This window comes from Halobacterium sp. MBLA0001, from assembly GCF_049705385.1.
In the GTDB taxonomy this organism is placed as follows: domain Archaea; phylum Halobacteriota; class Halobacteria; order Halobacteriales; family Halobacteriaceae; genus Halobacterium; species Halobacterium salinarum.
Genome location: NZ_JBNAMQ010000010.1, coordinates 1 through 15427, shown reverse-complemented (window position 1 = coordinate 15427; position 15427 = coordinate 1). Strand labels below are relative to the sequence as shown.

Annotated in this window: 8 protein-coding genes and 1 pseudogene; 3 read left to right on the top strand and 6 right to left on the bottom strand. The window is 56.4% G+C overall.

Annotated elements, in window-relative coordinates:
• Positions 1-102 precede the first annotated feature (102 nt).
• Positions 103-1176, top strand: coding sequence for a hypothetical protein (locus ACOZ32_RS13960; RefSeq protein WP_424335339.1), 1074 nt, complete (start codon positions 103-105; stop codon positions 1174-1176).
• 161 nt (positions 1177-1337) lie between these two features.
• Here the strand turns inward: ACOZ32_RS13960 and ACOZ32_RS13955 are convergent, their stop codons facing one another.
• The 6 genes and pseudogenes from ACOZ32_RS13955 to ACOZ32_RS13930 all read right to left on the bottom strand — a co-directional run bounded on the left by ACOZ32_RS13955 (position 1338) and on the right by ACOZ32_RS13930 (position 12294).
• The gene (locus ACOZ32_RS13955; RefSeq protein WP_285253741.1) at positions 1338-1967 is read right to left on the bottom strand and encodes an archaellin/type IV pilin N-terminal domain-containing protein; all 630 of its coding nucleotides are present in this window, start codon (positions 1965-1967) and stop codon (positions 1338-1340) included.
• A gap of 528 nt (positions 1968-2495) precedes the next feature.
• Positions 2496-2741: pseudogene (locus ACOZ32_RS13950) on the bottom strand (restriction endonuclease); the annotation flags it as partial.
• Positions 2742-3203: 462 nt separating this feature from the next.
• Entirely contained in the window at positions 3204-4268 is a 1065-nt protein-coding gene (locus ACOZ32_RS13945; protein ID WP_285253739.1) for a type I restriction enzyme HsdR N-terminal domain-containing protein, read from the bottom strand.
• A gap of 42 nt (positions 4269-4310) precedes the next feature.
• Positions 4311-8063: an Eco57I restriction-modification methylase domain-containing protein gene (locus ACOZ32_RS13940; RefSeq protein WP_285253738.1), complete on the bottom strand. Its 3753-nt coding sequence runs from the start codon at positions 8061-8063 to the stop codon at positions 4311-4313.
• A 105-nt stretch (positions 8064-8168) separates the two neighbouring features.
• Positions 8169-11552 carry a DUF5817 domain-containing protein gene (locus ACOZ32_RS13935; RefSeq protein ID WP_424335338.1) on the bottom strand — a complete coding sequence of 1128 codons (3384 nt, stop codon included), beginning with the start codon at positions 11550-11552 and terminating at the stop codon, positions 8169-8171.
• 334 nt (positions 11553-11886) lie between these two features.
• Positions 11887-12294, bottom strand: a complete 408-nt coding sequence (locus ACOZ32_RS13930) for a hypothetical protein (RefSeq protein WP_049892649.1) — start codon at positions 12292-12294, stop codon at positions 11887-11889.
• A 399-nt stretch (positions 12295-12693) separates the two neighbouring features.
• Between ACOZ32_RS13930 and ACOZ32_RS13925 the strand changes: the two genes are divergently transcribed.
• Both ACOZ32_RS13925 and ACOZ32_RS13920 read left to right on the top strand, forming a co-directional pair.
• The gene (locus tag ACOZ32_RS13925; protein ID WP_424335337.1) at positions 12694-14103 is read left to right on the top strand and encodes a DEAD/DEAH box helicase family protein; all 1410 of its coding nucleotides are present in this window, start codon (positions 12694-12696) and stop codon (positions 14101-14103) included.
• Positions 14090-15427: DUF790 family protein (locus ACOZ32_RS13920; protein ID WP_424335336.1), on the top strand; the 1338-nt coding region annotated here is incomplete at its 3' end. The genes ACOZ32_RS13925 and ACOZ32_RS13920, both read left to right, overlap by 14 nt.

The window sequence follows — 15427 nt, the reverse complement described above, 5'->3', positions numbered from 1 at the left end:
TATTACTCTTATCGAAGTGTCGAACAAAACAAACGGAACCGTCTATTATACTAAACGGAATCGTAAACAAGCTTTTACCAAATTAGTCCAAACCCCCACGTAATGACAACCCCCTTCACTCAATCCCAATCCCCACTCGACGGCGTCGAAAACTCCCTATCCAATCTCCGGGACCACGAACTCCTCAAAACAATTCCCCCTGAAACAGTCCTCACCGTCAGCTGGCAACCCACAACGTCCGACACCCCCGTCACCACGACCGCTGAGGTAACAGACACGGACTCACCATCCCCACTAGTCACACTCGCCCCGGAGTCCGATGACACAGTACTCCATGCAACCTGCCCTGACGACGACTCACTCTACATTAAACCAGCAACCAAGACTCAAGCTATTGATGGCGGCGAAATCCGTGATGTAACCGTCCAGAGTGTCCCGGTCAAACCCCTCTATATCACCGAGGATGGTGTCAACACCCCTGACCCGCTCGTCGGTAAAACCGGCTACCTCGATATTGAATCCGACGCTGGGAATGCGCACCAGAAAATCACTGACCCCGGCCTCGAGGAATACGATCAACGGCTTCTCATTCCCTTTCTTATGCCGGGGACCGACTCCCACGAGCTAGACGGGCGTGAACTCTCAGTCTGGTTGCTCAGCGATCGACGACGCTGGTATCGCATCGTCGACGACCGCAATCACTCCTTGGATAGTTACCCGCTCGTTGATCGGCCAGCCTACAGTGCAGCCGAATTAGAGGAGAATCCGTACTATGATCGCCTTGAAATCAGCTGGGAGGTCGTCCAACAGCTCAAGCGGAGGGTCCAGGACGACCCCCAGTTTGACGATGAGTCAGAGGATCGTATTGTGAAGCGTTTCATGAACATGGAATCCGACCTCCGTGGGGTCCAACTCCGTGTTGACTGTCCAAACCCGCGATCGAAGCAATATGTGAATCCAACACTCTACCGAAAGCCAGACTGGGAGACGTATGACGAAGCGCTGTCGATGATCGAAACACGACTCACTGCGGTAGCAGATGCCCACCGGAACGCAACCACCGATACGCGGCAGTTGACTCAAGTCAGGCGACGGATAAACGATCTTGAAACTGCAATCGAAGATCTCCAAGAATACATTACCGCCCCCACCGGAAAACCGACCGACACGCCCTAGCGATTACTCAGAAACCACCAGAAGGGCTCAATTGGCCGGTTGGTTGTGGCAGGTGTGGCTAAGGCCACCAATCCAAAACACACCGCACAATTTCTCTGAAACGCTACGAGAAATAGAATATAACTAATACCTATCTCGGAACTTGCCGATGGTCCGGTAGACTAGACTTTGACAGCGGTTTTGCTTTCGAGCGACTCAGGGATGTTGACCCAGTAGCTTGTTTTCGACCCAAACTGTGTGGTGATTGTAAGTTGCACCTCAGATCCGGCCGGAAGCCCGTTAGTGAATCCACCGCTCGTATTACCGGCCCAAATAACGATTTCGAGCCGGTCGGATGAATCGACAAGAACCCGAGATCGGTCTCCATCCGCCTTGATCTGTTCAGTTCCAAACCTACTCTCGTTCAGCGTGTACTCTCCTGTCTCGCCATTAGTTTTTGGTGCATAGATGAGGGTTGTTGCATCATCCGGCCCAATCCACTGGATCGTACTCTTCGAGAGATTAATGTTGCCAGCACCAGCCGCTTGACGGACTGTTAGATTGACGAATTCAACGACGTTCTGGCTCCCCGACCTGTTCACGTTGCCGTATGCGGAGACGACGCTGATACGATTCGACACCTGTGAGGAGGCCTCCTCACCAGTCGCTTGACTTTTAGACTGGAGGAAGCCGGCCGTGTTGATGAGCACGCCCGCAGCGATCGCGGCGACCAGCACCATCGCGATGAACACGATGAGCGTCCCAATCCCCACCTGACCGCGCTCGTCCCCGTCGTTAATAAATTCGAACATGTGTCAATAGGCCCGGATAACTCCGGATAGATATTCTGTTTTGATTTCCTCTTATAGTTGTATCGCCCTGATTATTAGAACTGAGAAATTAGACAAGGGCCTCACATTTCTCTCGTGTTCTGTTACCAGAGTGCCCACATCGATATCAGGCCCACAAACCCCTGACTACCTCGTTCACTTCCACGAAGAACATCTCCTCATCACTCCCCCACCCTCGGGGTCACACGCGACGAGAATCCGTTTCCCGAATATGCACACGAACCGCGTTATCTCGTTCACACGACGGCAGCCGCGATTCGGGTGTTCGAGCGATCAATACGTGGGCTTCCACAAGTTGAGGTCCATGCCAGTGTCCTCGTGAGCACGAATCCCGGAATAGTATGGACTCAACAAGGGCAAACTCAACCGGGAGCTTGGACTACGGTCCTCACGCAGTCCAGGTGAAGAGCGTAACGTGAACCGCCTGTAGAGATCACAAAGACGGTCCCCGGCTAGCGACGGCGAATAGCGACGACACAGAGGCTACGTCTCCTCGATGAGGTCGACCGTGCGCTCGATCTTCGCCTCCAGCTCCTCGGCGTGCTCGACCGTTTCGGTGTAGCTCGCCAGGCCCTCGCGGACGTCGTCGACGGCGACCGGAACGAACGCCTTGGTGAGGTCGGCCTCGGTCTCCGTGAGGTCCGTGATGCGCAGCGTCGTCAGCCGTATCTCAACGGTGTTCGGATATTCGCGCTCGATGGACGGCTCGCCGACACGGAGATTTGACCTATTTTTGACATAATTTAGGTGGCGGCACAGCGAGTACGGTGAAGACGAATAGGAACTTGACCGCTCGTTCTCCATCGGGAACAGGCAGAAGCCGCAGGACCACCTCACCGTCTCCGAGCGGTAGGAGCTTCGACAGGCCGCGCTCAACTACGGGGAGATTCCCATGTACAAAACGGTCAAGTGTAAGGAGGAACGCCGTGAGCGACCGGATCCCTACGTAGCCTAGCGGAAGGGTATCCCATCGGCCTGTTGGGCGTTAACGATTGGGGCGGTATCAATAGCTGGAAGTTCATCTCTCCGGTGTGGACGAGCCGCGATGCGGGACTCCGGCCCACAGTCGAGGGGCGAAAATTTTCCAACAGGTCACCCCTCGATGTAGCGTCCCCGTGGGATATCAACCGGGCTGTTGCGCTTCCGGAGGGAAGTTTTCCCTCTCGGATACTGTGGCGGTCGAAGAACTGACTCAAGTCACCAATTGTCGGAGAACTCGATCTCCAGACCCACCTTCTCGGGAAGTTCTGATACGTATCGTTTTTTGTCTTCAGAGCTTAGGTTCGTGAGTAAGTAGTAGCCACCCGACACTCTCTGTTGTCCCCGCATTTCCGAACCGTTCGGATGCGTAGGTTCGTCGTTGAGAAGCGCTCGACTTCCCTGTCCTGTACCAGGAATGTAGGGTATGTCGATCTCATTAAGAAGCCCCTCCTCTCCTATAAGGTAGTTCACGAGTGATCTAACTGCCTCGGATTGGACGTCCTCAGCCACTCGAAAGACGTTTCTCCCGTTTCGAGTAAGCCGAATCACATACTCCCCATCCTCTGATCCGTCACCTCCCGGAGGGTCTTGAACAACTGCCGTCCGGTGGGCCTGTTCTTCCAGCGTCTCGACCAAATCATCGACGAAGGCTTTCGCTTCATCCTCAACTTGCTGTGACACAGCATTACCAGCGACCTCCGTAACCTCTCCCGTCACATCTTCTGCGAGGGTTTCCTTGTTCTCCCGAAGTGAAGCGACTGCGTTCTGTACCGCTTCGATCTTCTCGGCAATCTGTCGTGACTCCCCCGAGTCGATATACTCCTGCGAGAGTGCCTTTAGAGGGTCTTCGTTGTTTGGCACATCCTCGATGGAGAACTCCGCGAGAGAGATTTCGTTAGGCCGGTTGCTGGATACGTCACGGCGGAATATCTCGAATTTCCGTCCATTCGTAAGGAGGCCCCAATCGACCCCGACCTGACGCATATAGCTTTTCAGCTGATTCTCGTGGCTTTGGTCGAGGGGCGTATCACATCCCTTTGCCTCCACGAAGACAACTGGCGTCCCTTCCCGTTTGAGCGCGTAATCGACCTTCTTCGTCCCCGACCCCATCTGGACAGAATACTCAAGCTCGACGTCTGACGAGAGAATATCCCACCCGAGGAGTTCAATCAGCGGTTCGATGATCTTCCGCTTGGTGTTCTCCTCATCCATCTGCGGGGAGTCCTCAATAAGCCCCGCAGAGCGTTCGGCGTATTCAGATAACTCCTCACGAAGCGTCATTTCGAGTTGCTTTTTCTGGCAACCGGATAAAGATACTGAGAGTTAGAACAAGTCAAGACAGTCCTGAACTGTCTGTTTTTCATCTTGGCCTAATTCCAGAAGCGAATAGACCGCTTCGTCAATCTCGTTCTCCAGGTTGGTTATTTCGTCCGTATCAAACGTGACTTTATCATTGTTCAGTTCGGACATTACGTTCTGTACCTCAGTATCGCTGATAGGGATAGGAATCGAAATGCTCTCTCCACTATCTACGTTCATTTCCTCTACCGCTTCTCGGATATACTCCGCCTTCGTCTCCGTATTAATCAAGGCATTTCGGATACTATCAGTACGTCCCGCATCTACGCTGATTACTCCATCCTCTTCGTTAATTGTCGGGTCAACCGACGACCGCTTTGTCTGCCAAGTATAATCAACCCAATCAATCTCCATTGAATCATCAAGATAGGTTGTGGGGAACCCATCAATACGCTCCCGCAGATCTCGATATTTGAGGAGTTCTTTGACAGCCGCCTCAATACTATCATAGGCCTCTGAGCCAACTGCATCTTCAGGCGGCACTATTGGAAGGGACTCAATTACGGTTTGGCTGTAGTTCCAGTATCGGTTTTGTACGTACGTGCTCTCGCTATTGACGTACAACTGACTCCAAGTTGAGTTCAGAAATCCAAGTAGATACTCGTAATGTGTCTCCGGACACATCATCCCAACTGCCGAATCTAACAGGAAATGCTTCTCCAGATCGACCGCGAAGCAATTTTCTGTTGAAAGACGGGGCGTGATGATTTTCTGGCTACCGAGAACGTCCCTATCACGGGGTCGCCATAGTTCGTACCATTCCTTGTTCCAGTCTGTAATGTTCTTCCCGTCTAATTCTCTGCTTTCCAACCGTTTCTGGTATTCAGATAGATAGGTGTGCGTCTCTGGATAGTCCTCCAGATCAACAACATCGCCGTTGTCGTCGTATGGATATATGAGAACCTTGTCTTGTGTTGGTTCCGACCACTTCTCAATATCTCCGCCTTTCAGTACGTTCTGCAACAAGTCCTCCTCCAAATTCAGGTTCTCCGCCTCCTCCTCCGATAAAACAAATATCTCTTCGCACCCTTTCCCGCCAATTGTACATCCCTGACTGGCGTTGTACAGTTCCCCAATCCGCTGTCCGGGGCCATCTCTGACACTTTGGACAATGTCTGATGCGAGAACCTTGGCAGGCGACCAGGAGTCTGTTGTTAGTTTTGCCTGATTCAACCTGTGCCGTTTAATCCAAGGTACAGAACTCTCTCGAAGATGTTCCATAACCGTATCAACCGATCGCTCGTGAACTTCGTCTTGGAACGTAACGAATTCAAACTCTGATTCAGACACGCTCTCTTTCTCGGTAATCAGGATACAGGGATAGTTAGTCGCATTATCGAACATCTCATCATAATCCCCGAAGTCAACAATAGTGTCTAACTTGGTGTTCTCCAACAGGATACGACGAGTCTCTTTCCCGTAATTGCGCTTCATAAATCGGTTGGGAGTAATGTATCCTAAATTACCATCTTCACGTAGCCAATCAACCCCGCGTTCGATAAATGGGACATAGATATCATACCTCCCGTAGGCAGAGTCATACTGTTCTCTCAACTGATCGCGGAGAGACTCATTCCCTAATGCTCCCCGACTACCTAACAGAATGCCTCCCCATGGCGGATTCCCCACAACATAATCATACTTCATATAATTTTTCACGACTAAAGACAAGACTGTATCTTCAAACATTTTGAACAGCCGTCCGTCGCCATGGTCTTCTCGAAGGTAGCGCACCGTAGCCAGAATATCGTTGACGTATGGCTCGAAGAAATCCTCAACTCCATCGTAGTCACGGGTTGTGTAACGGTGGATACCCTCTTCGAGGCCTCCACCGTACTCCCACCATCCTTCCCGCATGTGGAATTTTACCACGTCCAAGACGCCCTGTAGTGCGGCGTAGTACTCCCCAAAGTTCCGGACGCCGGCGTTCATTTTCGCCGTGTCGTACTTCGGCATACGAACCCGTTGAACGAGGAATCCATCCTCCAATTCCGAGTCTGCCACTTCGCTTTCATCGACCTCAATGGGAAGTGGCACAGGAATCTTCACGTCTTGATTGTCCTCGGTGATGGAGTCAAACGTCATCTGCGTCTGGTCGTCGTCACCGAGATCGAGGCCCGTCAGTTCTCGCTCGTTTCGCAAGGAGTCCGTCCGGAAAATCGGGAGCCGTCGAATGGTGAACTCATCGTCCTCCTGTTTCGCTTCCTTGTACTCGGGGAGAATAGCGACCATGAAGCGAATCTGTGCCATCAACACCGCGAACGGGTGAATGTCCAACCCGACGATATGCGGCGTCGTACAGAGTTCGGTGAGGTGTTCCGACCAATCGGGCTCGTCATTATACCGGCGCACGTCGTCGAGGTAACGGTTCACGGCTTCCACGAGGAACGTCCCGGAACCACAGGACGGGTCGATAATGCGCTCCTCAGAGACGCCCACGTCGTATTCGACGCCGTCCATGATGTAGTCGATGACGGGCTCTGGCGTGTAGAACTCCCCCAGTGCCTTCCGCGTATCCGGGTCGAAGTACTTCTGGTAAAGGTTACCCAGCGGGTCGCCCTCAACCTGCGCAAAGTCGAATTTCAGTACCGCAAACGAGACGTGAGCGATAGCGCGACTGAACCGTTCTCGGGTCGCAGGACTGACTCGGCTAACGTCGCTTCCCTCTTTTGCGACAGACTCGAAGCGGCTGTATGGGTTCTTGTGTTGGCTGGCAGTTTCTTTGCCGTAGCCGTCTGTCCACCAGATGAAGATGTCGTCCTCGAAGAGGCTCTGGACGAGGTGGTTACGCATGTCCTCGATCATGCCGTTGGCCGCAATCGGGTAGGCGTCCAACTCGATGGAGCCGCTGAAGCCGCCGAGTTCATCGAAGTACCGCCGAAGACCCGTACTGTCGGGGAAGAAATCGTGGTCGTCGGTGGCCTTCGCCAAAAGGAGCCGAGCGAGGAGTGCGTGGCCGGACTCCAAGCAGAACATGAAGTCGCGGAGCGACTGCTGGTCGTCGATGAACGGTTCCCACGAGTCGGGTGTATTGTCTGGTTCGCTGGCGTAACTGGCCTCCCAGAAGTCATACGCACCTTCCACGAACTTCGCCTCCTGTTCGTCGCGGAGTTCTACAAGTAAGTCCATCATTGCCGTCACGAGGTTGGCGAATGGACTGTCCTCCTCCAACCGGAAGGTCTCAAAGAAGTCTTGTCGCCCGAGTTCGCCGTCGAGTTCGACTTCATCGAGGCGGTCGAGGAAGTCGGTGACGCTCTCAGGATCGGTAATGTCCCACTCTGGTTTCTGGAGCGCTGCTTCGAGGTCGGCGGCATCACTTTTCGTCGCGTCTTCGAGGAATACCCGTTCCATACGAGAGTGGCCGTCACGACGGTAGAGGCGGAGTTCGTCTCCGTTGGTGAGGACGCCGTAGTCGGCTTTGAGTTGATCAACGTAGTGGAACAGTTGGTCTTCGTGGGGGCCGAGGTCGCGGTCTGTGGTCTTGAACTCGTAGACTGCTGTGACGGACTCGTTGTTGTCGAGAGTAACGTAATCAGGACGGCGGTCGTCGGGGAGTGTCCACTCGCTACGGAGGTCGTGGCCCGCACCATCGTAGCCGAGGAGCGTGTAGAAATTCTCGTTGAGGAAGGCGTTCTCCACGTCTTTCTCGCTCATATCCGCACCGAGGCGTGATGCGATTCCGTGGAGGGCATCGAGAATCGCAGACGTATCAGACATATCCGCCTCGAAACAGTCGGGCGTCAAAAAGGTTGCATCCCTGTGCCTCTTACTCGCATCCCCCAACCAGATTCGTACTGCGTCTTACTCACGTCCGCCAACCAGCTAATCGCCAGCCAGCGCTCCCATAAGCGTCTGCTGTCCGGGTGACGCGCCGGGTGGTGGTGACCCGATTCTCGCCACCACCTCCTCGTCGTCCTCCTCAACTCCGTCAACGTACACCCGCAGAATGTGCTCGTACTGCTCCAAGACAGGATGCGCCTCAAGCACCTCCTCGAACACCACTGGCTGGGAAAACGCCTCGACAGACGCCGCACTCGCCGTGTCCGCTCCAAGCTCGCGAGCAGCACCAAGCAACACCGCATCCCACCGCCCATCCCCCAGCCCGGTCGCTGCAATCTCTCCATCATACGCCTCACTGTAGGGCTCGCTCTGCCCGTTCCCCGACACCCACCACGGCTCCAAGTACGCCCTGTACTCCCCAGGCCCAACCCGTTCGACGATATCCAGCGCCCGCAACCGTTGGAGATACCGGTCAACCGAATTCTGCGACGACACATCCACGAGATCCCCACGAGAAACCGCCCCATCACTCTCCAGCAGTGCCCTCACCATCTTCTGGAGCGCCAGCTTCGGCCGCTCACCCTCGTCGAATAGCGACGGCAACAGCCGATTCGCTGGTAGCGTCGCGATCCCTCTCGCTAACGCCCCTACATCCAACTCGTCCGATGGCTCATCTTTCGACTCTAACGCCTGCATTACTGCCGCTACATCGAACGGCGACGGCGCACGATCTCGAGTCCCAAGCGCGGCGTGAATCACATTCACGAGCCGGTCGAGGTCCTGGCGTGCCCCAGCGCTGAACCCCTTCCTCATCGCGAACGCCTCAACGATACGCCGCGTCGTCTCCGCTCCATTCGCTACGACTACCGGCACGTCCATCACCGCTGCCTCCTCAGCCCCCTCCTGAATCCGCTCACGAACCCGGTGATCCTCGACACATAGCGCGTCCTCGATATCACTGGCGACCTCGCCACCTGTCCCGTCGACGGCGACTACCCACGAACACGTCAGCTCCGCCCGTGGATCTCCCGGGTCAATCTCATATCCCAGCCGCCGCTTCAACTTCTCCGAGCGCCGTTCACGCTGCATCCGATAAATCGAATGCACGCCATCAGGTCCACGATAGACGCCTTGCTTCGCCACCACCGACCGGAAGAACGCAAGGAACCGACCATACCGGTCATCGTCGCGACGCAACTGCTTCGAATCCGGCACCCGAAGATGCACCGTCAAATCATAGCCAGCAGCATGATACAACGTCGTCGCCGTCGTCGCCAACCCAATCAGCTTCGACAACAGTGCCGACCGCTGCTCGTAGTCTAGTTCATCGAATCGTCCGACATCCTCCAGGAGCGAACACCGAACAGCCTCGAGGCGCTCCCGGTACGACAGGTAGTCGCTTTCCTCACGCGAACTCATCCACCCCATCTGCGCGCCGAACTTCGCGACGTCCGCAAGCGCCGAGTCGAACTGGTCCGCGCCCGCCCACAAGTTCTCGAGACTACTCCCCAGACGGCTCCGACGGAGAATCTTACTCCACGCCCGCGACCCAAGTAAGGTTCCAACGAGACGTGCCAACGTCCCCAGCGGATTCCCCCACTCCAAGACGACTGCAACATCGTCATCGAAGGATGGCCCACCAGACAAGTACGAAACACGCCCATCATCGAATTTCTGTAGGTTCGCGTCCTCTACGACTGACACTCCCTCCGTACAGCGACCGGCCTGTAATTGGTGATGAAGTGTCGCCGGCTCAATCTCTCGAGGCGCAGTACCACCGCTGTATCGACCGAGGAACCGCGTATAGCCGTCCTCGCTGACGTCACCAGTCCTCGCGAGGAACGACTCGGCGGCAGAGACGCGGTCGTCGCCCAGCCGGTGGGAGTCCCCGGGCGGGTCTTGTTGGTGCTGGGGAGTACACTCACTTGTACCACGGTTGGGGGACTGAGTAAGACTGGCCTGAACGGGGTTCTGCACAGATCCCTTAGCGTCGACGTAGTCGGCAATAGACGCACCAAGCTCCGTTAGGACGACCCTACTGGGGCGTGTGCTGTCGTCGATAGTGACGAACCCAGCCGCTGCGAGGTCGTCGACGTACGCGTAGATGCTGCCCTCGGAGAGACTCACATCGTCGTCAGCCGCGAGGTCACCACGAGCTGCCCCAGACGCTGGGATATTCCCGAGGATACGCGTGTATCCCGTGCCTGACCACTCGCGTTCACGAAGGATGTCCCACGCCTCTCGTGCGAGTGCCGCGTCCTCTCCGGCAGCTGTGTCGGTCTTAGATGGGTAGGAGGTATCTGCGTCCTCGGTAAGATTGAGATGGCGGCTCGTCCAGTCTGGGTGGTCCTCGACGAGGAGTGACTCCATGCGTGGTGTCGAGAACACCAACTGGATGTCCAGGGCGTCCGAGAGGCTGTCCAGCGCGCCGAGAGACCGGGCGCGCGTCTCTTTGCGTGTCCCAACCCACTCGCCCTCATTGAGCGTCGCAGCGACCTGTGGCGTCACCTCAAGCACATCGAGGAGTGCAACCGGGCCAGCTCGGAGCGCTGCACGACCAGCGTTGAGCAACCCACGGCCAGTGCCGATCCGCGTGAGCGACTCTGGGGCATCATTAATCGTGACGTCTTCCTCGACGGCACGTACGGTGAACGCCACGAGGTCACGGACCCACGCGCGGACTTCGACCGGAGCCTGGCGATCACCATCAATTTCGACGGTCCCCGGGTCGATGTCAAGCTTGTCGAGCAGCGCCGTCGCGATACCCTCGGTATTCGCATCCTCGAGGGTGAGAGTATCTTGGTCGACTGTCCATTGGGCGACGGCAGCGGTGAGCGTCGGGAGAAGGTCCTCAAGGAGGCTGGGAATCCAGCGCCGCATCTGGGGTTGGAGCCCACGATAGACAACCGTCGTCGAGAGATCCGTCTGGCCGTCCTGCTCTGGCGGAATACGCGAGATTCCAGAGTCGGCGGCCACGGGGAGTGGGATTCCAAGGGGGTCGAAGGAGTTCGTGTGCTCGGATTCCGGTTCCTCCATCCCCGAGGAAGATGAGGAGGACGTCGTCGATTCATCGTTGGCGGAGCGGAGATCGGCGGCGTCGTCAGCGCCAATATGACGGCGGACTGCCGCCTCGTCGATGAGCGACGACTGCGCGGCGTCCTCGAGAGAGTCGTAGTCGGTAAGAGCGTCGTCAACGGTGGCGCGGTACTGGTCGCGAGCACGTGGGTCGCTCCGGCTGGAGAGGATCTGGGTGCGCTTCTCGATGAGTGCGTCGCGGTCCGTGTCCTCGGCGAACTTCCGGAGCGTGCGAGTCCTGTAGGTGGTCCGACAGCGAGGGCAGTCTGTGGTCTTGCGGCCGGCGGCGGTGAGCCAGAGCTCGTCGCAGGTCGAGCAGCCGACGAGCCAGGTGGTGTGGTGTCCGGACATAGGGCGTCTGTCCGGGAAGTTGCGTGCTGACGACTCCCGAGTTAGTCGTCGTACCCGAGACCGTTCGCGTTCGAGGACAGCCGCTGGTGACTCTCGGCCAAGAGAGCCACGGAGCCACGGCTGAGGGCGAAAGCTATTAGGTCATGGGCCCGCGAGAACCAGATGGTTGATCGGGTTCTCTTGCCGTCGGGGACTAGCCATCCTCGGCGGTGAAACCAATTATTTCACCGTCCAGAGGCATCCCCGACGACTAGGCACGTCGTGCGGTTAGCCTACCTTGGTTGCGTAGCCTTTGCCACCCCGGGCATAAAAAGCTGTGTCGGACATCTCTCGGTCACTTTTTGCGTGGATCGCCGACAGGCACGTCGCCATACTCCGGACAGGAGACCCAGCCCTGGCCAAAAGCAGCGCCAAATCCCTCGTCTGGCCGCCACTCATGTTCCTCGCCACAATTCGGGCACTCCACGAACGGCGGGTCAATCGCAACCGCCTCTTGTTCCATGTAGTGGTTTCCTTGGTATGCCTCGCAGTGCTGGCAGACGTTTCCCCACACCTCTTTTTCAAGCGTGTTGCTGTAGACACGTTCGACAGGAGTATCGTACTTTGCAAGCACGCCGCCAATAGGGGTGTTGAGATGGTCGTCGCGGGGCCAGACTATTGGCGTCTGCTCACCGCACTGCCAGCACTCGGTCTGCCACGTCAGTAACTTGTCTTGATCGACAGAGAGGTCATCAGGAAGCATGTCGCCTCGCTGTTCGCTACCGGCATATTTGATTGCTTGGCCCCGTTGACTTCTGCAAGTGCTGATCATTCTTGAACGCTGAATTGCTAAATGTGTATATGCGGTAGTACTGACCCCAACAGAATTTTGCCGAGGGGGCACTGTCTAATTAAGCGTGTTCAGCCGAATGAGGAACTCTTCGTGGCATTCTCGATTCATGCACATGGAATTCGTTCTATTCGACCGGCTACTCACCTCACGCGGTCGTGAGCCGTGACATTGCTGTTCCACTAATCTCCCACCTTAACCGACGTACGGGCTTGGTATCTCCCTAAGAGAGCCTGAAATGTACCCTATGGCATGCTACTGTACCTGTAGTCCCGCAAGGACAAGTACCGCGAAATGCGTACCACACCCCAAATGCGTCTCGCGTTCGATGATGGCACTCTCCTGCTCGAAGACGCGCCCAATTCAGTTCCCTACGCGGACTGGGATGACCGCGTCGACGAGTATCGAGCGCGTGCCCTCCACTATCAAGACCTCTGCCAATGGGCACAGGGCCCCGATGGGCAAGCCACGCTGAATCAGGCTTCACACACCGACGAGTCCCTCCACGATGACGCTCGCGCCTACCGTGATCTTGATCTCACGCCTGCTGTTGCTATCGAACCCCGTGATTACCAGCAGGCCGCGTTAGCTGCTTGGACCGACCACGACCGCCGTGGCAGCGTTGTCCTCCCGACGGGGAGTGGCAAGACGTTCCTTGCTGTCCAAGCCATTGCTGACGCTGCCGTCAGTACCCTTGTTGTCGTCCCAACAATTGACCTGCTGAACCAGTGGCACGCCACCCTCACCAACGCCTTCGGTGACCAACTCCCCCACGAGATTGGCGTACTTGGCGGCGGCAGCCACAACGTCACCGACATCACAGTAACAACCTATGACTCTGCGTATCGCTACATCAACGAGTACGGCGACCAGTTCGGCCTGCTCGTCGTCGACGAGGTCCATCACCTCCCGGCCCCAACCTACCAGCAAATCCCGGAAATGACGATTGCCCCGTACCGGCTCGGCCTGACTGCGACCTACGAACGCACTGATGGGGAACACAACGTCTTGGAAGACCTGATTGGCCCCGTCGTCTACGAGGAGAACGTCGACGAACTCGCCGGAGAGTACCTCAGCGAATACGAAACCATCCACCTGAAGGTTGACCTCACACCCGAAGAACGCAACCAGTACGACGACGAGTACCAGATCTACCGCGACTACCTAGACAATCACGACGTCGATATCTGGAAACAGGACGGCTATCAGGAATTCCTCAAACGCACGTCCTACGACCCGGACGGTCGTCGCGCTCTCATCGCCAAGCAACGTGCCGAGGAAATCGCCCGCACCGCCGAGAAGAAACTCGACACCCTCGACAACCTACTGAAACGCCACTACGACGACCGAACCATCATCTTCACCGCAAACAACGACTTTGCCTATGACATCTCTCAGGAGTTCATCGTCCCCTGTATCACTCACCAGACCCAGACAGACGAGCGCACAGAAATCCTAGAACGGTTCCGAACAGGTGAGTACTCGATGCTCGTCACGTCACAGGTGCTTGACGAAGGAATCGACGTCCCTGCAGCGAACGTCGGGATTATTCTCTCTGGGAGTGCATCGAAACGCCAGTACGCTCAGCGTCTCGGCCGCATTCTCCGCCCCACAGAAGACCGTGAACCAGCCCGACTCTACGAACTCATCACCGACGACACGATGGAGCAGTACGTCTCCAAGCGCCGCCGCCAGGGGGTGACAACGAATGCTGACAGCTGACCTCGCCCGCTCGCGGACGCGAGACGGAACAGTCACGCCGCTATTCATCGATACAGATGAACCACAGTATCGAGAGACAGCAGCGGAACTCATTCAGGTATTCGAGGACCATCTCGGGGAGTCAAAAGGCGAGCTTGAGGAAACGATCGACGAACTCACCATCGCGGATACAGACTACAAACTCATCCAAGGGCTGGCGAAATTGCTGAAAGACGAGTGCGAGTTCGAGACGGTCGCCGCAGCCGACCCGCGAGAGATCCGCCAGCAGTTATTCGAGAAGGCAAACGAGTCGTATCCAATTGTCCGCCAGCCCACACTGGGTGAGGATGCACACTGGCTGGATGTGTACACTGCTGTGGCCGACCGGTTAGGGATCTCGCTTGAACAGTGCCATCAAGGAATGTACGCGGACCTAGAGGACAACAAACAGCTCGTCCAGTTCGGAGACCGTGTGGCCGACGAATACGACAGGGGAGACGCGTCAGCAGCGACGACGCGGTTGACGGGTGATAGCGAGCAGACGTACGCCGAGGACACCATCACAGTGGAGTGGCTCCTCACCCGGTATAATCTCGCGTTGGCGCAAGCAGTCCTGTACGACGCAACCCAGATGCGGATCCGAGTCTGGGACCACTTCGGCACCGCGTTCAGCTATGTAAAACTGTTCGGGCTGATGCACCGTATCTATCCCATCGACACGGACGGCAACCGGGTATCAACGACGGACGCCGCCGATGGGTATGAGGCAGTATTGGATGGGCCTGCGTCGCTGTTCTCACAGTCACGGAAGTACGGGATTCGGCTGTCGAACTTTCTCCCGGCGCTCCCGTTATGTGACCGCTGGGAGATGCACGCCGAAATTCTCAACGACGAAGACAGCCAGAGGGGAGAGACGTTGTCATTTGACCTCGACCATACCGAGGGCCTCTCGTCACACTACACCGCTCAGAGTGACTTTGACAGCGACGTCGAACGAACGCTCGCCCAGAAGTGGAACCGGGCGAACACCGACTGGGAATTACTCCGAGAAGACGACGTGCTAGACCTGGGTGCGGAGGTGATGATTCCAGACTTCGCGCTTGAACACCCCGATGGCCGACGAGCGATTCTCGAAATCGTGGGGTTCTGGACGCCCGAATATCTTGAAAAGAAGCTGGCGAAGCTGCGTGATGCAGACGTTGACCATCTGCTTGTAGCGGTCTCAGAACGACTGGACTGTTCGGCGGACGACTTCGAAGGAGCGAGTGACCGTCTGCTGTGGTTCAAGTCTGGTATCCACGTCTATGATGTCGTCGAGGTAGCCGAGAACCATGCGATCCAGTCA